The sequence below is a fragment of the Ruegeria sp. AH12 genome (assembly GCF_056541465.1).
On sequence record NZ_JBQFYL010000002.1, the window covers coordinates 402,613 to 423,560 of the forward strand.

General features: G+C 57.3%; 19 protein-coding genes. 12 read left to right on the forward strand and 7 right to left on the reverse strand.

The genetic code is table 11. The features are described from left to right. Positions 1–10: 10 nt before the first annotated feature. Positions 11–460 (reverse strand): methyltransferase family protein, encoded by a 450-nt coding sequence (locus tag ACR0EL_RS06085; RefSeq protein WP_353008184.1) that lies wholly within the window; start codon positions 458–460, stop codon positions 11–13. A gap of 172 nt (positions 461–632) precedes the next feature. Here ACR0EL_RS06085 and kynU point away from each other — a divergent pair, with 172 nt between their 5' ends. Continuing rightward, on the forward strand, positions 633–1,826 hold the full coding sequence (gene kynU, locus ACR0EL_RS06090; protein ID WP_480498887.1) for a kynureninase: 1,194 nt from the start codon (positions 633–635) through the stop codon (positions 1,824–1,826). On the opposite strand, the gene ACR0EL_RS06095 is transcribed toward kynU, so the two are convergent. Next, positions 1,819–2,397 carry a TetR/AcrR family transcriptional regulator gene (locus ACR0EL_RS06095; protein ID WP_480498888.1) on the reverse strand — a complete coding sequence of 193 codons (579 nt, stop codon included), beginning with the start codon at positions 2,395–2,397 and terminating at the stop codon, positions 1,819–1,821. The two genes, kynU and ACR0EL_RS06095, sit on opposite strands and share 8 nt — an antisense overlap. Before the next feature lie 99 nt (positions 2,398–2,496). On the opposite strand from ACR0EL_RS06095, the gene ACR0EL_RS06100 reads away from it, so the two are divergent. Next, complete coding sequence (locus tag ACR0EL_RS06100; RefSeq protein WP_170532209.1) at positions 2,497–2,961, forward strand: (2Fe-2S)-binding protein; 465 nt, start codon at positions 2,497–2,499, stop codon at positions 2,959–2,961. A 3-nt stretch (positions 2,962–2,964) separates the two neighbouring features. Beyond that, the gene (locus ACR0EL_RS06105; RefSeq protein ID WP_480498889.1) at positions 2,965–5,205 is read left to right on the forward strand and encodes a xanthine dehydrogenase family protein molybdopterin-binding subunit; all 2,241 of its coding nucleotides are present in this window, start codon (positions 2,965–2,967) and stop codon (positions 5,203–5,205) included. A gap of 45 nt (positions 5,206–5,250) precedes the next feature. On the opposite strand, the gene ACR0EL_RS06110 is transcribed toward ACR0EL_RS06105, so the two are convergent. The 3 genes from ACR0EL_RS06110 to ACR0EL_RS06120 all read right to left on the reverse strand — a co-directional run bounded on the left by ACR0EL_RS06110 (position 5,251) and on the right by ACR0EL_RS06120 (position 8,809). Further along, a complete protein-coding gene (locus tag ACR0EL_RS06110) occupies positions 5,251–6,030 on the reverse strand; it encodes a gamma-glutamyl-gamma-aminobutyrate hydrolase family protein (protein ID WP_353008190.1) in 780 nt (259 codons plus the stop codon). A gap of 136 nt (positions 6,031–6,166) precedes the next feature. Beyond that, positions 6,167–6,592 carry a GlcG/HbpS family heme-binding protein gene (locus tag ACR0EL_RS06115; protein WP_480499008.1) on the reverse strand — a complete coding sequence of 142 codons (426 nt, stop codon included), beginning with the start codon at positions 6,590–6,592 and terminating at the stop codon, positions 6,167–6,169. An 81-nt stretch (positions 6,593–6,673) separates the two neighbouring features. After that, positions 6,674–8,809, reverse strand: coding sequence for a malate synthase G (locus tag ACR0EL_RS06120; protein ID WP_480498890.1), 2,136 nt, complete (start codon positions 8,807–8,809; stop codon positions 6,674–6,676). Positions 8,810–9,017: 208 nt separating this feature from the next. Here ACR0EL_RS06120 and pepN point away from each other — a divergent pair, with 208 nt between their 5' ends. The 7 genes from pepN to ACR0EL_RS06155 all read left to right on the forward strand — a co-directional run bounded on the left by pepN (position 9,018) and on the right by ACR0EL_RS06155 (position 17,872). Then, positions 9,018–11,570 carry an aminopeptidase N gene (gene pepN / locus ACR0EL_RS06125; protein WP_480498891.1) on the forward strand — a complete coding sequence of 851 codons (2,553 nt, stop codon included), beginning with the start codon at positions 9,018–9,020 and terminating at the stop codon, positions 11,568–11,570. Next, a complete protein-coding gene (locus tag ACR0EL_RS06130) occupies positions 11,567–11,995 on the forward strand; it encodes a hypothetical protein (protein ID WP_480498892.1) in 429 nt (142 codons plus the stop codon). The genes pepN and ACR0EL_RS06130 overlap by 4 nt, the downstream gene beginning before the upstream one ends. A gap of 128 nt (positions 11,996–12,123) precedes the next feature. Next, positions 12,124–13,383, forward strand: coding sequence for a hypothetical protein (locus ACR0EL_RS06135; protein ID WP_480498893.1), 1,260 nt, complete (start codon positions 12,124–12,126; stop codon positions 13,381–13,383). Between the two features lie 79 nt (positions 13,384–13,462). After that, positions 13,463–14,974, forward strand: coding sequence for an Asp-tRNA(Asn)/Glu-tRNA(Gln) amidotransferase subunit GatB (gene gatB / locus ACR0EL_RS06140; RefSeq protein WP_480498894.1), 1,512 nt, complete (start codon positions 13,463–13,465; stop codon positions 14,972–14,974). An 88-nt stretch (positions 14,975–15,062) separates the two neighbouring features. Next, a complete protein-coding gene (gene pepT / locus ACR0EL_RS06145) occupies positions 15,063–16,319 on the forward strand; it encodes a peptidase T (RefSeq protein WP_480498895.1) in 1,257 nt (418 codons plus the stop codon). A gap of 79 nt (positions 16,320–16,398) precedes the next feature. After that, positions 16,399–16,836 (forward strand): DUF4177 domain-containing protein, encoded by a 438-nt coding sequence (locus tag ACR0EL_RS06150; protein ID WP_480498896.1) that lies wholly within the window; start codon positions 16,399–16,401, stop codon positions 16,834–16,836. A gap of 4 nt (positions 16,837–16,840) precedes the next feature. Then, on the forward strand, positions 16,841–17,872 hold the full coding sequence (locus ACR0EL_RS06155; RefSeq protein ID WP_480498897.1) for a hypothetical protein: 1,032 nt from the start codon (positions 16,841–16,843) through the stop codon (positions 17,870–17,872). 60 nt (positions 17,873–17,932) lie between these two features. Here ACR0EL_RS06155 and ACR0EL_RS06160 read toward each other — a convergent pair whose 3' ends face one another. Next, a complete protein-coding gene (locus ACR0EL_RS06160) occupies positions 17,933–18,187 on the reverse strand; it encodes a BolA family protein (RefSeq protein ID WP_480498898.1) in 255 nt (84 codons plus the stop codon). Between the two features lie 106 nt (positions 18,188–18,293). On the opposite strand from ACR0EL_RS06160, the gene ACR0EL_RS06165 reads away from it, so the two are divergent. After that, entirely contained in the window at positions 18,294–18,920 is a 627-nt protein-coding gene (locus ACR0EL_RS06165) for a J domain-containing protein (protein WP_170532183.1), read from the forward strand. 14 nt (positions 18,921–18,934) lie between these two features. On the opposite strand, the gene ACR0EL_RS06170 is transcribed toward ACR0EL_RS06165, so the two are convergent. Next, on the reverse strand, positions 18,935–20,026 hold the full coding sequence (locus ACR0EL_RS06170; RefSeq protein WP_480498899.1) for a hypothetical protein: 1,092 nt from the start codon (positions 20,024–20,026) through the stop codon (positions 18,935–18,937). 261 nt (positions 20,027–20,287) lie between these two features. Between ACR0EL_RS06170 and ACR0EL_RS06175 the strand changes: the two genes are divergently transcribed. Next, entirely contained in the window at positions 20,288–20,893 is a 606-nt protein-coding gene (locus tag ACR0EL_RS06175; RefSeq protein WP_480498900.1) for a methyltransferase family protein, read from the forward strand. The last annotated feature ends 55 nt before the right edge of the window (positions 20,894–20,948 follow it).

Consider the following 20,948-nt stretch of genomic DNA (forward strand, 5'->3'; position numbering starts at 1 on the left):
GTTGATCTGGCTACACCCACCGTCTTGTTTTTTGTTCGTAGCGGGCGAAATCCGCGCGGAAGGTGCGGCGCATGCGGTCCTCCTCGGGCAGGATGAAACGACGTTCAAGCACCCAGACGAAGATCGGCACCAGAGCCAGTGACAGAACGGCGTCAAAGCGCAGAACCAAGCCCGCCAGGATCAAAACATCTCCCAGGTAGATCGGATTCCGGCTGCGTTTGTAGATGCCGGATTGCACGATTGCACTGGGTGTTTCATGCGGGATGACTGTCGTCTTATGGCGTCGGAATTCGGCAACGGCCAATACGGCCAGAAGAATGCCACCCCCGATCAGCACGCCGCTGAGAAGATCGGTCAACCCACCGTCAAGGGACAGGCCAAATCCCAAATAGCGTCCCTGCAACCAGGCAAGCAGGGCAAAGCCCACGAGCCAGACAGGGGGAAGGTCGATCCAGCGCATCGTCAATCCTCGGGGCTGACGTCACGTAAGGGCACGTGTCGTTTCTGGGCGCTGTCCTACCGCTTTGGGACCGAAATAGCAAAACCCCAGTTGTCGCATCAATGGACAGCAGAGACGGGATGTTTTACGCCCTAGGGGCAATGCTATCCAAATAAACAAAAAACGGGCCGCCATGACTGATTTCGCGACGACCAAAGACATGTTCATTTTGCCCGAGGGGATGATCTACCTCGACGGAAACTCTCTGGGCCCGGTTCCGAGGGCAGCGGCGGATCACGTGCATCAGATGATGACCGACGAATGGGGGCAAATGCTGATCACGGGCTGGAACAAAGCCGGTTGGATGGGTATGCCCGCGGCGTTGGGCGACCGGATTGGCAAACTGATCGGAGCGGAACCGGGCAGTGTTGTCGTGGGCGACACGTTATCGATCAAAGTCTATCAAGCGGTTGCATCCGCTCTGGAGCTAAACCCGGATCGCAAGGTTGTGCTGTCAGACAATGGCAACTTCCCAACCGATCTTTACATGGTTGACGGACTTTTGCGTTCGCTCGGCGATGACTATGAGTTGCGAGTGGTCGACCCTGAACAGGTGGCTGATGCCCTGACGGACGATGTCGCCGTTCTGATGCTGACTGAGGTCGATTACCGGACCGGACGCATGCATGACATGAAAACCCTGACCGAATTGGCGCACTCCTCGGGCGTGGTGACCGTTTGGGATCTGGCCCATTCGGCTGGGGCGATTCCTGTAGATCTGACGGGCTGCAATGCCGATTTTGCAGTGGGCTGTACCTACAAATACCTTAATGGCGGGCCCGGTGCTCCGGCCTTTGTCTATGTCGCCCCTCGATTGGCGGAGCGCGTGCGCCCAGCTCTGTCGGGTTGGCTGGGGCACGAGGCTCCGTTCGCCTTTGATCTCGACTATCGCCCTGGCGCGGGGATCGAACGGATGCGGGTCGGAACTCCTCCGGTCATTCAGATGGCCTCACTTTCGGTGGCGATGGATGTCTGGGATATGGCCGATATGACCGATGTCCGTGCCAAATCCATCGAATTGACCGAGCTTTTCATTCAACGGGTCGAGGCCACCTGCCCTGATCTGACGCTTGCCAGCCCGCGCGACCCAATGCAGCGAGGCAGTCAGGTCTCATTCCGATTTGCCGAAGGCTATGCCGCGATGCAGGCGCTGATCGCGCGCGGTGTGATCGGAGATTTCCGGGCACCGGATATCATGCGCTTTGGCTTTACACCGCTTTACATTGACGAAACGGATGTGGAGCAAGCGGTTGATATTCTGGCCGATATCATGCGCAACAGGCAGTGGGATCGGCCCGAATACAAAATCCGTCAGCGGGTTACCTGACCTCAAGCCCAGCGCCGATCATAGCGGCCAACTGCCGGGTGCGCTGTTCGAATTCTTCGGCGCTGGAGGCGGTCAGCTTGATCCCTTTCAGGCTGGCCGTAATCGTCTTTGCAGCCTCGTGGGGCGTATCGAACACGCGGGCGCGCCCTTTGGCCTGCATATCGGTCAGCCAGTTGGCAAACAGCAAAGTCAGTTCTGCCTCACCCTGTTCGACAATATCGGTGGACATGGATTTGGTCGTATCCAGCATCTCGACCCCATGGGGTGAAGCCAGTATCGCGGCCATTCCCTCCATTTGCGCCTGAATCGCTGCGTTCAACACCTGCGAGATCGATCCTGCGTTCTTCAAAGCAGCGGCTACGGCATTTGCCTTGTCAGCATAGTGCAGCCTGGTTAGTTCGCGAACGATCGCCTCTTTGTTCTTATAGTGCAGATACACGGCAGGCCGGGACATACCTGCACCTTTCGCAATGTCATCCATCGATGTCTTGCGGAATCCGTATTTCGAAAAAGCCTGGAAAGCCGAAGCCAGAATAGCCTTTTGCCGTATGTCGTCGCTCGTATCCTTCATTTCAGAAGCTCTGACAGTTTTCGTATATTTTGTCAATTGACATACTGACACTTTTCACCAATTATGTCAGATACTGCCACAGCTAACGAGAGGCGCGCCATGGCGACCACCCTTAAGATCAACGGAACCGCACATCAGGTGGATCTGCCTGATGATGTCCCCCTGCTTTGGGTGCTGCGTGATGAGGTCGGCCTGACCGGCACCAAATTCGGTTGCGGTGTAGCTGCCTGCGGGGCCTGTACCGTGCACATCGATGGCGAGGCGGTGCGGTCCTGTCAGGTGGCCCTTTCGGATGTCTGGGGTGACGTGACGACGATTGAAGGCATCGGAACGCCTGCGGCCATGTCAGCACTCCAACAAGCCTGGGTCGACCATCAGGTGGCGCAATGCGGCTATTGCCAGTCCGGTCAAATCATGCAGGCCGCAGCTTTGCTGGCCGAAAACCCCGCGCCCTCAGATGCTGATATCGATGACGCGATGCAGGGCAACCTGTGCCGCTGCGGCACTTATCCCCGAATACGTGCAGCAATTCACGACGCCGCTGGCAAACTGAAGGAGGCGTAAGAGATGGGCAAAGTTGGAAAAATCCTGCGCCGTACCTTCCTGATCGGGTCTGCCGCGATCGTTGGCGGCGTGGCTTTCGGTGCTTATTACGTAAGCCGACCCGCAACGAACCCGCTGAAACCCGGCGAGGGTGAGGCTGCACTGAACCCGTTTATTCTGATCGATCAGAACGGTGTGACGCTATTCGCACCCCGCGCTGAAATGGGACAGGGTGTACAAACCACCTGGGCCGCGTTGATTGCCGAGGAACTGGACGTTGACCTTGATCAGGTCACCGTTCTGCACGGGCCTGCTGCTGCGGCCTACTACAACTCGGCCCTGATTGGCGAAGGTCTGCCCAACAAGGGCTATGACATCCCGGATATCCAGTACAATTTGGGTGAAGCACTAGGGGTGTTGGGGCGTACGCTCAGCCTTCAGGTCACCGGTGGATCGACTTCGATGAAAGACGGGTTTGAACGGATGCGTCAGGCAGGGGCTTCGGCGCGCGAAACCCTGAAACGCGCCGCCGCCGACCGATTGGGCGTTGATCCAGCAGAGTTGCAGACCGCGTCTGGCCATGTAATCGCCCCGAATGGTGACAAGATCCCTTACACCGATTTGGCCGTTGATGTCGCCGATCTTGAGCCGGTCGAGGTTCCCCTGCGCGATCCCTCCGAATGGCGCTATCTTGGACAATCCCAGCCGCGTCTGGATATGGTGGAGAAGGCGACGGGAACGGCGGAGTTTGGCGTCGATGTCCGCTTGCCGGGTATGAAATTCGCAGCCGTGCGCATGAACCCTAAGCTGGGTGGTGCGATGAACGGATATGACGACAGTCCCGCAACCTCAATGCCGGGGGTCGAGAAGGTGGTCGATCTGGGCGCGGGTGTTGCGGTCATCGCCAACAACACATGGCTTGCCCAACAGGCGGTTGACGCCATTGATGTGGATTGGGGCGACGCCCCCTACCCACCCGAAACCGATCAGGTCTTTGCCGAGATCGCCAAGGCGTTCGATGACGCCCCGAACTCGACGATGCGCGACGATGGCGATGTCAGCGTTTTGCCCGAGGGCGCAACAGAGATCACAGCCGAATATCAGTTGCCCTATCTGGCCCATGCAACGATGGAGCCGATGAACGCCACCGCGCTTTACACCGGAAACGCATTGGAACTGTGGTGCGGCAACCAGGCCCCCACCCTGATCCAGTTCCGCGTTGCCAACACAGCCGGGTTGGAGACCGAAGCCGTGCAAATTCATACCACCTATCTGGGTGGGGGCTTTGGCCGACGTGGTGAGCTGGATTTTGGTGACATCGCCACCAAAGTTGCCATGGCGATGCCGGGCACTCCGGTCCAGACCACCTGGAGCCGTGAAGAAGACATGCGCCACGACTACTACCGCCCCGGCGCCATCGCCCGGATGCGAGGCGCGGTTCAGGATGGCAAAGCGGTTTTGATCGACGGGGCCGTCGCCTCACAATCCTGCACACAACAGGCTGTTCAGCGGTATACCGGCTTACCTGGCGCAGGCCCGGATAAGGTATTGGTCGAGGGTTTCTTCAACCAGCCCTACGGCGTCCCGAACTATCGCATCAGTGGACATATCGCCAATCTCGATATCCCTGTCGGGTTCTGGCGCTCGGTCGGCAACAGCCATAACGGGTTCTTCCACGAGACATTCATGGATGAACTGGCCCATGCTGCAGGCCGTGATCCGCTGGAATTCCGGCTGGAATTGATGCAAGGCGAGCACGTCCCATCCGCAGGATGTCTCGAAGCGGTCCGCGATATGTCGGGCTGGACGGGCCAGACACCCCGTGGTGTCGGGCGCGGTGTGGCCTTCACTTACAGCTTCGGCACCCCTGTTGCGCAAGTCATCGAAGTGGTGGATGAGGACGGCATTATCCGTATCAACAAGGCGTGGATCGCCTGTGACATGGGGCTTGCGCTGGACCCGGAGAATGTCAAAGCGCAGATGTTCGGCGGCATGATGTATGGCCTGTCAGCGGCCTGCTACGGCGAGATTACCTTTGCCGACGGCGAGGTGGAGCAGTACAACTTCCCCGACTATGACGCGATCCGCATGCACACTGCGCCACAGGTTGAGGTGCGCGTGCTGGAAACCAACCGCCATATGGGCGGCGCGGGTGAGCCCGGCACACCGCCATCCATGCCTGCGCTTGGCAACGCCCTGTTTGACCTGACCGGAGAACGAGCGCGCAGCCTGCCCTTGATTAATCAGTTTGATCTGTTGATCTGATGATATTGAGGCGGTCCGGCACCCATCGCCGGGCCGCTGCCAATATCACGCCAATCTCTGCATCTGTTGCAACGCGGTTCCTGAAGCCCAGTTCCGCACAGCGGCCCCAAACGCTTCAAACAGCGGACGAGACACCGGATCATTGATTGCATCCCATTCCGGGTGCCACTGAACCGACAGGGTAAAACCAGGCGCGTCTTTGACATAGATCGCCTCGGGCGTTCCATCCGGTGCATGGCCATCAATCACAACGCGTTCGCCAATCCGTTTGATGCCTTGACCGTGCAACGTGTTCGTCATCACTTCGGTCGCACCAAAAACATCGTGAAACACACCGTTTTCTGATAAGGTCACGATGTGGCGGAGGGCGAATTTTTCCTCAAGCGTCCCATCCGGCGGCATCCGGTGGTTCATCCGACCCGGCAGGTCCCGGATTTCCGGATAAAGCGTGCCGCCCATGGCCACGTTCACCTCTTGAAACCCGCGGCAGATCCCCAGAAAGGGCTGGCCACGTTCGACACAGGCGCGCACCAAAGGCAGCGTGATTGCATCCCGCGCCCGGTCGAAATCGCCATGCGCATCTGTGGCTGCTTCACCATATTCCTCGGGGTGTACGTTGGGGCGACCACCCGTCAGCAGGAACCCGTCGCAGACCTCAAGTAATTCATCAACCGAAACATACCGCGGATCAGCTGGTATCAGCAGCGGCAGACAGCCCGACACATTGGCCACGGCATCCGAATTCATCGTCCCACCCGCATGTGTGGGATATTGATCATTCATCAGATAAGAATTGCCGATAATACCAACAACGGGTCGCACCATTCCAATGTCCTTGCTTTTGCATTGATTGGAACTGACGCTATCGACACAAAGCAGCCCGTGCAACAGAGCACAGGCTGCATAACAGCGCAAAGCAATGTTCAATTGCGCACACGCCTATTAACTGGACAGTGCCGGGTCAGATTTCGCCCGTCAGCCCAGCTGCTTCGATCCCTGCCATGCCTGCGACGGCATCATTGTCAGAGGTATCGCCCGTCACACCAACCGCACCGATCACGGCACCTTTGCGGTCGCGCAGCAGAATGCCGCCCGGCACTGGCACGACCTGTCCGCTGTACACGCCGTTCACCGCGGCCATAAAATAGGCCTGCGCTTCAGCCCGCTGCATCTGCGCCGTGCCTGCCATGCCCAGCATGACCGCACCATAGGCCTTGCCCTGCGCAATGGCGAACCGGCCAGGGGCGGCACCGTCTTCACGCTCAAACGCGATAACATGACCGCCGGCATCCAGAACCACAACCGACAGTGGTTTTAGTTCCATTTCCCGCCCTTTTTCCATCGCTTTACGTATAATGGTCCGCGCCTTGCGCAAAGAAATACCCATACCTGATCCCTTCATCTGGCCAAAAATATCCTCGGGGGAGCGCGAGGGGGCAGACAGCCCCCTCGTTCCCGCAACTACCACTCAATCCTGACTGGCTTTGAATTCCAACCGCCGCGCATGCAGGACCGGTTCGGTGTAGCCTGACGGTTGAACCCGGCCCTTGAAGACCAGATCGCAAGCAGCCTGAAAAGCCACACCGTCAAATCCCGGCGCCATCGGAACATAGTTTGAATCGCTCGCATTCTGCCGATCCACCACAGCTGCCATTTTCTGCATCGCGGCCATCACCTGCTGCTCGCTCACCACATCATGGTGCACCCAGTTCGCCAAGGCTTGGGATGAGATACGGCAGGTCGCGCGATCCTCCATCAACCCGACATCATGGATGTCTGGCACTTTTGAACAGCCAACACCCTGATCGACCCATCGCACCACATAGCCAAGGATACCCTGCGCGTTATTTTCGATCTCACGGGTGATTTCCTCATCGCTCAGGTTGCGACCATCCAATAATGGAACCGTCAGCAGATCATCCAAAGTGCCGCGCGCGCCGCCCGCCGCAATTTCATCCTGCCGGGCCAGCACATCCACCTTGTGGTAATGCGTTGCATGCAGAGTTGCCGCTGTAGGAGATGGAACCCAGGCGCAGGTTGCGCCAGATTGCGGGTGGCCGATCTTGGCTTCCAGCATCTCTCCCATCCGGTCGGGCATCGCCCACATACCTTTGCCGATCTGCGCCTTGCCCTTGAGACCGCAGGCCAGTCCGATATCGACATTGCGATCCTCATATGAGGCAATCCACGGCGTGGTTTTGATGTCCCCCTTGGGCAACATCGGACCCGCTTCCATTGAGGTATGAATCTCATCCCCGGTGCGATCCAGGAACCCGGTATTGATAAACGCCACGCGCGATTTCGCGGCGCGGATGCACTCCTTGAGGTTTGCCGAGGTGCGGCGTTCCTCGTCCATGATGCCCAGTTTCACGGTGTTGCGTGGCAGTCCCAGAACGTCTTCGACCATGTCGAAAATCTCAACCGCGAACGCGACCTCTTCGGGGCCATGCATCTTGGGTTTGACCACATAAACGGACCCTTCGACCGAGTTCCCGCCGTCACGCTTCAGGTCATGCATTGCGATCAGCGTGGTGCACAGCGCATCCATCAGCCCCTCACCGATCTCATTGCCTTCAGCGTCCAATACGGCCGGGTTGGTCATCAGGTGGCCCACATTCCGTATCAACATCAGCGACCGGCCCTTTAGCGACGCCTGAGCTCCGTCAGCAGCGGTGTATTCCACATCATCCGCAAGCTTACGGGTGAAGGTTTTGCCGCCCTTCGTGACCTCTTCGGTCAGGTCGCCCTTCATTAAGCCCAGCCAGTTGCCGTAGGCGACAACCTTATCTTCGGCATCCACGCAGGCGACCGAATCTTCGCAATCCATGATGGTCGACAGCGCTGATTCCAGGCGCATATCGGCAATGCCCGCAGGATCACTTGTCCCAATTGCGCTGGACGGGTCGATCATGATTTGAATGTGCAAGCCATTGTTTTTCAACAATACGAACGCAGGCTTATTTGCTTCCCCGCCGAAACCGGCAAACTGTGCAGGATTGGCCAACGCGGGGGTCAACGCGCCGGCATCGATGGTCAGCCCCGTGACATCAGCCCATGATCCTTCGGCAAGCGGCGCAACCTCATCCAGAAACGCCTTCGCCCATGCAATTACACGCGCCCCACGCTTCACGTCATAGCCCCCACCCGCAGGCAGATCGCCCATTGCGTCTGTCCCGTAGAGTGCATCATACAGGCTGCCCCAGCGGGCGTTTGCCGCGTTCAAAGCAAAGCGGGCATTGGTAATTGGCACAACCAGTTGCGGGCCAGGGGTCAGCGCGATTTCGGGGTCCACATTTGCCGTTTCGATCTGAAACGCGTCGCCCTCATCGACCAGATACCCGATCTCTTTCAGAAACGCCTGATAGGCGGAGGGATCCATGGGTTGCGATTTTTCTGCAAGATGCCAGCCATCAATACGGCTTTGAATGTCCGCGCGTTTGGCCAGAAGGGCACGGTTCTTGGGCCCCAGCTCTTGAACCATACGTGCAAGACCAGCCCAGAAATGCTGGGACGATACGCCTGTCCCTGGCAGCGCCTGCGTCTCGATAAACTCAACCAGTATTGGGTCTACCTGCAACCCGCTCAGGGCCTGTCTGCCACTCATATGTTGCTCTCCTGCGATTGTGTGCCGATGTATGCCAAACTGACTTAGGCCGAATGTTTCCGATAGGCAACTTTTGTCGAAGGTTTCCCATCGCACAGTTTTGCTTAAAGCTGTTTCAAAAGCCGCAAGACAATCCCGCAGGCTGGTTGCAGCCCCGGATCGAAGCTCCTAACGTCGCGAAAAACCCAAAACCGATGCGAGGCCTCGGATGCGCGACGAAACCGGCAAAACGATCTATCTGAAAGACTACACACCCTTTGGGTTCCTGGTGGACAGCGTTCACCTGACCTTTGATCTTGCCCCGCATGCAACGCGGGTTAAATCGCGCATCGCGTTTAGGCCAAACCCCGATGCCTCGGATCGCCGCTTCTATTTGCATGGGGAAGAGTTAAAGCTGATACGTGCGTCCATTGATGGCACAGAAGTGAACCCTGCAGTGACCGAGCAAGGTTTGACTGTCGATGTCCCCGATACTCCATTTATCTGGGAAGCCGAGGTTGAAATCGACCCGGGCAACAACACCGCGCTTGAAGGGCTCTATATGTCAAACGGCATGTACTGCACTCAATGCGAGGCTGAAGGCTTCCGCAAGATCACCTACTATCCCGACCGCCCCGATGTAATGTCCACATTCACAGTACGGATCAACGGCGACCTTCCTGTTCTGCTGTCTAATGGCAACCCATCGGGCAAAGGCAAAGGCTGGGCCGAATGGACCGATCCCTGGCCCAAACCCGCCTATCTGTTCGCGCTGGTCGCCGGAGACCTGATCGCCCATCTCGGTCAGTTCACCACCCAATCGGGCCGCGAGGTCGAGCTGAACCTCTGGGTCCGCTCCGGTGACGAAGGCAAATGCGCCTTCGGGATGGAGGCGCTGAAGAAGTCCATGAAATGGGATGAGGACGTCTACGGCCGCGAATACGATCTTGATGTGTTCAACATCGTCGCCGTGGATGATTTCAACATGGGCGCGATGGAGAACAAGGGGTTGAACATCTTCAACTCTTCCGCCGTGTTGGCCAGCCCCGAAACCTCGACCGATCTGAATTTCGAACGGATTGAGGCCATCATTGCGCATGAGTATTTCCACAACTGGACCGGCAATCGCATCACCTGCCGCGATTGGTTCCAGCTGTGTTTGAAAGAGGGGCTGACGGTGTTCCGTGATGCGCAGTTCACCTCCGACATGCGCTCAGCTCCGGTGAAACGCATTCACGACGCCATCGATCTGCGCGCACGCCAGTTCCCCGAGGATAATGGGCCATTGTCGCACCCTGTCAGACCTGAGAGTTTTCAGGAAATCAACAACTTCTACACCTCGACAGTCTATGAAAAAGGCGCCGAGGTGATTGGCATGTTGAAACGGCTGGTCGGGGATACGGCATATGCCAAAGCGCTAAACCTCTACTTTGACCGCCATGACGGGCAGGCCTGCACGATCGAGGACTGGCTACAAGTGTTCGAAGACACGACAGGCCGCGACCTCAGCCAGTTCAAACGCTGGTACAGCCAATCCGGCACGCCTCGAGTTTCCGTCGCCGAACATTGGGACAATGGCACTTATACCCTGACGCTTCGCCAGCGCACCGAACCTACGCCGGGTCAGGACAACAAAGCGCCTCAGGTGATACCCGTGGCCGTGGGCCTGTTGGGCCCCAATGGCGATGAGGTGCGCGCCACCGAAATACTGGAACTGACCAAAACCGGGCAGAGCTTTACCTTCTCGGATCTCACGGCCAGGCCGGTACCGTCAATCCTGCGAGATTTCTCGGCGCCGGTGATCCTTGAACACGATCACACCAACGCAGATCGTGCCTTCTTGCTGGCCCATGACACCGACCCATTTAACCGCTGGCAAGCCGGGCGTTCGCTGGCCGAAGATACGCTACTGCGCATGATTGCAGAGGACGCAACACCAGGAACCGACTACCTGGACGGGTTGCTGGCCGTGCTGCGCGATGGGGATTTAGACCCCGCCTACCGAGCGCTGATGCTGGGCCTGCCCACACAATCGGAACTTGCGGCGGCTTTACACGAACGGGGCCGTGCGCCCGATCCGATGGCGATCTGGACCGCGACCGAAACCTTGCGGCAAGCCACAGCCCAGCACCTGCAAGACCTGTTGCCCCGCCTGCATGGCGAAGCCCTCGTGGACGCGCCCTATGCGCCGGATGCCGAACAATCCGGCAAGCGCGCACTGGGCGGTGCGGCATTGGCTTTGACCACCCGTCTGGATGGAGGCGCACTGGCGGCTGAATCCTACGCGAAGTCGGATAACATGACCTTGCAACTCTCGGCCCTGTCCTGCCTTCTGCGTGCCCGGAAAGGCAAGGCGGAATTGGCCGGATTCTATGATCAATGGCAGCATGATCGGCTGGTCATCGACAAATGGTTCGGTTTGCAAGTGGCAATGGCCGCGCCCGAAGTCACGGCGGATGTCGCACAGAAGCTAGCGGAACATGCTGACTTCAATTGGAAAAATCCCAATCGATTCCGCGCTGTGTTGGGTGGTTTGGCGATGAATCATGCAGGCTTTCATCAGCTTGATGGCGCAGGGTATCAACTACTGACCGATTGGTTGATCAAACTGGATCCCGTGAACCCGCAAACCACAGCGCGCATGTGTTCGGCCTTCCAGACCTGGCGGCGGTATGATGCGGGCCGACAGGACCTGATCCAGGCGCAACTGACCCGCATTTCCGAAACACCAAACCTGTCGCGCGACACGACCGAAATGATCTCGCGCATCCTGGGCGCATGACGACCTACACGTTCACGCGGCGCAATCGGAACCCTCGGGCAGTCATTCTTCTGATTGGTATCTACGCGACTTTGCTTGCGCTGATTATTCTGTTTGACGCCGTATGGTGGCTGATGGCTTTGCTGGCTTTGACCACCCTGCCCGCGATATGGGATGTTTTGCACGACAGCAGCGCAGGTATTCAATTCGATCAGGATACGCTGCGCTGGTATTCCGGCAAACGGCAGGGCCAGATCGCTTTGGAAGAGGTTGATTTCTTTCGATTTGATACGCGCTGGGATTTCTCGGTCCGCGTCTCACTGGTGCTGAAATCAGAAAAACGCATCCGCCTGCCCGATGAGTCGTTGCCGCCGCATCAAGAGTTTGAAAACGTTGTCACCCAAGCCGGTTTCCGCGTTGAGCGCCATCATTTCTCTGTTTTCTGAAACGATCCGCACAGCGGAGTGCGATTGCACAGGATTCATGGAAGGTAACGCGCATTTAACTTGAAATCGTCGGGTTTTCCGGCCAGCCTACCTTGCAGTTACCAGTTTTTAAGTTCTCGAGTTCCACTATGTTCCGCATTGCACGGGCATTCTCTGCCCGATTTTCACCTCACAAACCTCAGGCCGCACCTGATTTCTGTCCGGCTAATTCTGCTTTAGCCGCAGCTTTACCCGAACAGGGTCAGTTGAACATTCCTGTTGCCAAACTTGACCCCAAGGATCTTGTGGGCCGTGAGATGATCGAACGCGGGCGTCATCTGGCGCGTCAAGATCGGTGGGATGAATTGTCCACAGAAATGCGCGCTGCGGATCAGACTGGCGCGACGGCGCCGGATGGGATGCCGATTGCCGATTTGTTGGGTTTTGGCGCCCGGTCTGACGTGGTTTTGGCGGCGGAACATGCCTTGTCAGATGGCAAGGCCGTATCCGATTACGATCTGCTGGGCGGGATTTCGGAACTTGAAACCGAGATGCGCGACCATCCGGGTGACCCAATGATTGCTGCAATCGTCGCGCTGGCACATATCGATATCGCGTGGGCCTGGCGAGGCAACTCGGCGGATGCGACTTTGCCCGCGCTGCACAGTTCGCGTTGCGCGGCCCATTTCGACCGCGCCGGGCAAATCCTGCCGGACTGCACGGCTGCCGCACCCGATAGCCCGCTCATCGCTGCGGCGAACTGTGCGTTGCTGGCCGGTCAACGCAAGGAGACCGCTCGGGTCGCCGAGAAGTATGAGCGCCTAATTGGCCTCGACCCGAAAAACCAGCGCCATATGCGCGCGATGGGCAGCCATCTGCTGCCTCGCTGGTTCGGCAGCTATGAGGAGCTTGAACTGCAAGCCCTACGCAACGCGGCCAGAACACACGACACATGGGGCGCAGGCGGTTACACATGGGTCCAGTTCGACGCCATTGCGATGGACGCCAAAGCTTGCGCGCGGGTGGATGTCGAGTATTTCCTTGAAGGCCTGCGCGATATTCTGCGGCTGCACCCCGGTCAGCAAATGGTCAATATGCTGTCCGCTTATTGCGCGATCACGGTGCAAAACGGGCTGGGCTTGAACGAAAAGGCCGATCAGGTCCGCAACCAGATGCGCGAGACCGCCAATTGGCTGATCCGCGACCATCTGACCGAACTGCATCCGCTGATTTGGGCCCATGCAACTGCGGGCTTCAACAACTCAGTGCGTATCAATTCACCCGAGCGATTTGCAGCACGTGGACAGCGCGATGCGCTGCGTACGATCGGCGATTTCTTCCGGGATGAGTTGGGCAGCGGCAAGGATGTGACCTTTACACCCACCGGTCTGCAATTCTCGCAGCACTGAATCGCGCCTTTCCCCCTTGCCCCTAGGCCCCGCCGGGCCTAATACGCAGGCTTAGACTTCTGCGGAAATGAGGCGCGACATGCTCGACCTGACATACGAAATGCCCAAAATCAAAACCATTGCCGGGGCCAAGCACGACTGGGAACTGGTGATCGGGATGGAGGTGCACGCTCAGGTCTCGTCCAATGCCAAGCTGTTTTCCGGCGCGTCGACCCAATTCGGGGCCGAGCCGAACTCGAACGTGGCCTTCGTGGACGCGGCGATGCCCGGTATGCTGCCGGTGATCAACGAATATTGTGTGGAACAGGCCGTGCGCACCGGTCTGGGTTTGAAGGCGGATATCAATCTGAAATCGGCCTTTGACCGCAAAAACTATTTCTACCCTGACCTGCCACAAGGCTACCAGATCTCGCAGCTTTATCACCCCATCGTAGGCGAAGGTGAAGTGCTGGTTGAGATGGGCGATGGCACTGCGCGCATGGTCCGTATCGAACGTATCCACATGGAGCAGGACGCGGGCAAATCGATCCACGACATGGACCCGCATATGTCCTTTGTTGACCTGAACCGGACCGGCGTCTGCCTGATGGAGATCGTCTCGCGCCCCGACATTCGTGGCCCGGAAGAGGCTGCGGCTTATATCGCCAAGCTGCGCCAGATCATGCGCTACCTAGGCACCTGTGATGGCAACATGCAAAACGGCAACCTGCGGGCGGACGTGAACGTCTCGATCTGTTTGCCGGGGGCTTATGAGAAGTATCAGGAAACGCAGGACTTCTCGCATCTGGGCACGCGCTGCGAGATCAAGAACATGAACTCGATGCGCTTCATCCAGCAGGCGATTGAGGTCGAGGCCCGCCGTCAGATCGCAATCGTCGAAGGCGGTGGCACCGTCGATCAAGAAACACGCCTGTACGATCCGGACAAGGGTGAGACCCGCTCGATGCGGTCCAAGGAAGAAGCGCACGATTACCGCTATTTCCCAGACCCTGACCTACTGCCTTTGGAGATCGAACAGGCGTGGGTTGACGACATCGCCGCCAAGCTGCCTGAGCTGCCCGACGAGAAAAAGGCGCGGTTCATCGAAACGTTCGGCCTGACCGACTATGACGCCTCAGTCCTGACCGCCGAGGTCGAAAGCGCCGCTTATTTCGAAGAGGTCGCCAAAGGCCGCAACGGCAAGCTGGCCGCGAACTGGGTCATCAACGAGCTGTTTGGGCGCCTGAAAAAAGAAGATCACGACATCACCGACTCGCCTGTATCTCCGGCGCAGTTGGGTGGGATCATCGACCTGATTTCCTCGGATGCCATCTCGGGCAAGATCGCCAAGGATCTGTTCGAAATCGTCTACACCGAAGGTGGTGACCCGGCGAAGATCGTCGAAGAGCGCGGCATGAAGCAGGTCACCGACACCGGCGCGATCGAGGCTGCTTTGGACGAGATCATCGCCGCCAACCCGGCGCAGGTCGAAAAGGCCAAGGTGAACCCGAAACTGGCTGGCTGGTTTGTCGGTCAGGTGATGAAAGCCACCGGCGGCAAAGCCAACCCCAAGGCCGTGAACGAGCTGGTTGCCCAAAAGCTGGGCTCATAACCCCGTTTTCAAAGTTCTGCGACGGAGTCAGGCCACCTGCTTGACTCCGTTTTCTTTTGCGCCCTTTCTTCCGCACAGGAGAGGTGCCATGACCAGAAAATTCGATCAGGAACTTGAAGACCGTCTGATGCGCTACGCGGCTATCGACAGCCAAAGCGATGAGACATCGCCTTCGACCCCAAGTACGCCCATTCAGTTCGACATGCTGAACCTGCTGCAGCAGGAGCTGACTGAAATCGGCGCGCAGGATGTCGAGATGACTGGCGACAGCGTCGTTGTGGCGACCATTCCCGGCACCGCCGAAGGGCCGACCGTGGGTTTCCTCGCCCATGTCGACACCGCCCCGCAATTCAACGCAACCGGTGTCAAACCACGCGTCATCAAAGGCTATAACGGCGGTGAGATCACCTTTCCTGACGATCCCGATCTGGTTCTGTCGCCAGGCGAGCACCCTTATCTGGCCGAAAAGATCGGACATGATCTGATCACCGCTTCTGGCACCACTCTATTGGGCGCCGATGACAAGGCCGGCGTGTCCATCCTGATGACCATGGCGCGGCACCTGATCGAAAATCCAGACATTCCACACGGGCCCATCCGCATTGCTTTCACTCCGGACGAAGAAATCGGACGCGGCGTGACCGAGCAACTACCTAAGGACCTCAAGGCCGATTTCGCCTATACGCTGGACGGGCAGGAAGTGGGCGAGATCGAATATGAAAGCTTCTCGGCTGACCGTGCGGTGATCAAGATCACCGGCGTGTCGATCCACCCGGGGCTGGCTAAGGAAAAGATGGTCAATGCCACCCATCTGGCCGCAAAGATCGTACAGACCCTGCCGCAGGCCACACTGACCCCCGAAGTCACCGATGGGCGCGAAGGGTTCATCCATGTCACCGACATGAATGGCGGCTCGTCCGAGATGGAGATCAAGCTGATCCTGCGGGATTTCGAGATGGAGGGTCTTGAGGCCCAGCGCGATCTGGTGCGCAAGGTCTGCGACGCTGTTCAGGCATCCGAACCTCGCGCGACCATCACCTGCGACATCAGCCATCAATACCGCAACATGCGCTATTGGCTGGAAAAGGACATGACACCCGTTGATCTGGCCCGCGCAGCCTGCCGGGAACTGGGGATTGAGCCCCTCTCGGTTCCAATCCGGGGCGGCACTGATGGCTCACGCCTGACCGAGTTCGGCACACCCTGCCCCAACCTGTTCACGGGCATGCAGTGCATTCACGGACCGTTGGAGTGGATTTCGGTGCAGGACATGGCGCTGGCGACGGAACTTTGCCTGTCAGTTGTGACCAAAGCGGCACAGACCAGCGGTAACATGCGGAGCTAAATCTCGCCGATCCCGCAACGATGCTTTCGCCCGGGGACCAGCATGTTAAGTTGGCGCGAATATGGTTTAGGAACAGTTGATGCAGCGCTACGAATACAAGGTCATCCCCGCCCCTCAAAAAGGTGTCAAAGCCAAGGGCGTGAAAACGACCGAGGGCCGCTTTGCCGCCTCGGTCGAGCAGGTGTTGAACCAGATGGGCCAGGACGGCTGGGAATACCAGCGCGCTGAACTGCTGCCCAGCGAGGAACGCTCGGGCCTGACGGGGTCGACAACGAACTGGCGCAATGTGCTGGTGTTTCGGCGGGCGGTGGCGCAAGACGCGCCAGACGTCGAGACGGCACCCGTGGTTGCAGCCCCAACCCCCAGCGAAACCCCAGAAGGCCTACCGTTGGCGCAGCCGGTGCCAGGGCCGGATGCGGTTCAAGCCCCTGAGCCCATCGCCGAAGAGGCGGACGAGCCGCCATTGACATTGAAGTCGGCCGAGTTGGATGGCAAAACTGAGGAAAAAAATGGCTAGCCGAATGGCTAGTTCTCTACGCCTCTGGCGGACATTACTTGCATTGCTTTTAACTCTGTTTAGCTTAGCCTACGCTATCGCCGCGCAGTCAGAAACACAGCCAGAGGGCCTCAGTCTTCCATGGTGCCTGACGAACGTCGACGCCAAGGGCAGCCTCATCGCTGGACTCTACGGGACAGTGGCTTCTCCAGTGTCGTATGAAAACGTGATTTCCGGAAGTGAGAGTATCACGATCTTCCCAGGAAACAGGTCCGGGCTACATACCGAAATCCACGCTTACGACGTTTTCAAATCTTCCGCGTCAGACGGCACTCGAAATAGTACTTCCCTCAGCCGCAGCACTATTTTGACTTTTCTCAGAAAAGACGAGACAGAAGCTTACAGTTGTTTGGTGCAAATTGTTGAATTCAATCCCGATCTTCACAATTTGGAAGATCTGGAGTTTGGAAACTGTGAGTTGGTACATCAATACGGAGCGAAGGCTCCAATCGTTGGACATGTCCAGATTATTGAGCTCCCAGAGGATGTATCGGAAGTCAGCGGCAGACCCCGCGCGATAATTGATGCGGGGCCGCTCATTGATCGATCCGTTCAAGTTCGTGGCCAGGCTGAAGGACTGGGCAGCCTCTCATGGAACAAAGGGACACCGGACGATAGAGAGGCGAGCATCTACGAAATTGGTGGAGTTTGCCCATATTGGGTAACTCAACCGACCTCAACGGATGAAAACAAAATGCTGGAAGCAACGCCATTTTGCCAAGATGTTAACGGCGAAGACATAGTTTTAGCCGTCGATGGAAGAGCTACACTATTGCTGTCGGAGTATAGTAGAAACATCAATTTTTTCTCGGGCAGTCTGACACAAATTCTACCACCGATAGAAGTAGTCACACAACTAGTATTTGGATCCCCAGAGGTACAAGAATTCGAAGTGATCGCTTCTAAGCCCGGGCTGATGACGCTGGTTCGGCTAATTTACTATAGCGAAGAACGAAAGCTGACTTATGAAGCCTGTAAAGTCATCGTCATCCAGTAGAAAAAAAGGTCGATACATCAGCAATTTTCTTAACTCCGACAATGCAATGCGATGGTTCCATCAAACCCCAATATCCAACGCCAGTGCGTGGATGCGTGGCACGACGTCTCCCAACACCTTGTGCACGGCCCGGTGACGCGCCACACGGGATTGGCCCTCGAATGCTGCGGCGCGGATGCGAACGTTGAAATGGCTCTCGCCGCCTTCCTGAAAGCCTGCATGGCCGCGATGGCTTTCGCTGTCGTCGATCACCTCTAACTCTCGCGGGTCAAAGGCGGCTTGAAGGCGGGTTCGGATGTCCTCGGTTATGCTCAATTTTGTGCTCAGCGGCAAAAAACTTGCCGCCCCCCTCTTCTACTTTCGGCAGCTTAGACTAAACTGCTGCCTCCGAGTCGAAAAGATGCGTTCGTGAGGATAAAGCATGGCGAAATCAGACCCCTTTGGATTCGATATGTCCGTTTCCAGCGCCAAGAAAAAGAACCCGCGCGGGCGTCGGGGCATGTCGGGCGCATCTGAAACCTCGGTGCGAATCTGTGACCATCCCGGATGTCAGGAGCCCGGAAAGTATCGCGCACCCAAGGCCCCGGATGTGCTGGATGATTTCTACTGGTTCTGCCAACAACATGTGCGCGAATATAACCAGAAATGGAACTTCTTCGATGGCACGACCGAGGCCGAGCTGAATGCGCAACGCTCGAAAGACAAGGTGTGGGAACGTGAAACAAAGCCCATGGGCGACCCTGAAGCCCGCGCTTGGGCCCGTCTGGGCATCGAGGATCCGCATCAGGTTCTGGGCGCAAACAGCACCCAGAACAAAGGCCGCACGTCAGGCGGCGGCGGGCGCCGCCTTCCGCCGACCGAGCGTCGCGCCATTGAGATTCTTGAAGCCAATGACAGCTGGTCCAAAGCCGAAGTGCGCAAAGCCTATAAAAAGCTGATCAAGGTCCTGCACCCTGACATGAATGGCGGCGACCGGTCACAAGAGGAACAACTGCAAGAGGTGGTCTGGGCCTGGGATCAGATCAAGGACAGCCGGAACTTTAAGTAGCTTGGGGCTGAAAGTTAGTCCTTTATCGCAAGCTCTAAGATATTAAGCAGGCTAGCCGCGCCTTCGGCCAGATTCATCCCAAGCTCTGCTTTGTCAGCCGGGGACAAGTTCGACCACAGGCGGCCCGAGTGTTCGCCTTTTAAAATCACCGCATCCGCGCGACCGGTTTCAACATCCAGTGTCATGCTGAGGTCTTCGGTTTCCATCTGCAACGCAGGCGCCCCGTGGGTCAAATGGCGCAAGGCGGCCTTTCGCTCGGATTGCAGCTCTGCAATGCGCTGTTCGCGTTCGGCCTGATTTAGCGTGGCTGCTTTGTCCATGTCTTTGCGCCAGGCGCGCATCGCAGCAAGCACTGCGCCCCCTGCCGTAAGCGGCAACAATGGTGGGCACAGGACCCCAACCACAACACCCAAGCCGACCCCGGCCCCGACGCCATGTTTCAGAGCTCGCCCCCCTGCATTCAGCCGCATGGATATCGGAGTCAAAACGGTGTCAGACAGTGCACCAGACACGGTTTTCTGCAAATTCTCGAACAATGCCGGAGCAGACGCGGCGCGCGACAGTGTACCTGAAACACCGCTCTGAAGGCCGCTAACCAGATTAGGCATTGCAGTTGCATGCGATTTCGCACCCTGCCAGGCGGAGTCCGAAGCCGAAGCAAGGCCGTTGAACGCGCGCGTAAGGCGCGACGGCTTTTGATAGGGTTCGTCTGGGATTGCCGCGTATTGGGCAAGCACCTCAAGCTCGGTTTTAGCATCCATCAATTTGGATTGTTCCATGCGTCGTCTAGCCACTTTGGCCAACTGCGCAGCTCGATGAACCGAAATCAGAATCTGGTGTTTTTCATCATCCGATATAGACACCATCTGATCCATATCATCGAATATCGACATGATGGCGAGGAAGCTTGGTACATGAACGATATGGAACGCCCTGTTTTGCCGCCATTTGGCAGGCTCGGCTCTTAGAGCTTTGTCTATGTAGACCAGATCATTCTTTAAGGTTCCAATAGCGCGTCCGAAATCCCGATCAGCGGATTCGCGTCTTTCAACGAGTTTGACTAGAGCATCAATATTGCTCAGTTTTTCATCATCAACATCAATCATTTCCAAACTAGAACACGCTCTGCATAATCGACTTTTTATTGGTCGTAATTCTACCGACAGATGCATCGGGTTTCGAGTTATTTTCTGTCAGAAACGAACTTTCGCGCGCTTTTCATGACTCTCAAAATAACCGAGGCGTCGCGCTGAACCGTTAACCGGCTCTGGGGTCCTCAACCTGTTACAAAGCCTTGCTACGGCCTGTCCCTATGGGCTGCGCACTGTGCCCATATCCGAACATGACCTTTGACAACGGAATTCGATATGGAACCCCTCATCTATCACGCTCATACGATTGCTCTTTGTGTTGCTCTGGGCTCGGCCTTGTTGCTGAGCGGATATCTTTCTCTGAATCTGCGCCTTCCGCAGCTTGGCCTATGGCCCAGCGCAAACGGATGGCGGCATCATACGGCTTTTGGCCTGTTTCGGTTGTTCTGCGGTGCAACCGTTGTGTTTGCCCTGTCAGAAGTATGGGTGAACGGCTGGGGTCATTGGATCCGCTATGTGCTAGGCCTGCCGATCATGCTGATGTCCTTTGGCATCACGCTTTGGGGCTATCGGTTCCTGGGGCTCGATAACACCTATTGCGAAAGTGATGGGCTGGTAACCGGCGGCATGTATGCCTATTCGCGCAATCCACAATATGTCACCTCGGTTCTGGCAACGATTGGCTTGGGTATCGCCAGCGGGTCGTGGGTGACCCTTGGTCTGGCCGCCATCCTGTTCGTGATCTACTTTCTGTTCGTTCTGAACGAAGAACGCTGGCTGCTGCAGGGTTATGGCCGCGCCTTCCGCGACTACATGCACCAGACCCCGCGTTTCGTTGATGAACGCAGCCTAGTCCGGATGCGTAACGCCATTCTGGATTAAGCGTGGTTCTGCCCGCGATAAGGCCAGTTTGAAAGAAAGATCCTGTCAGCCATTT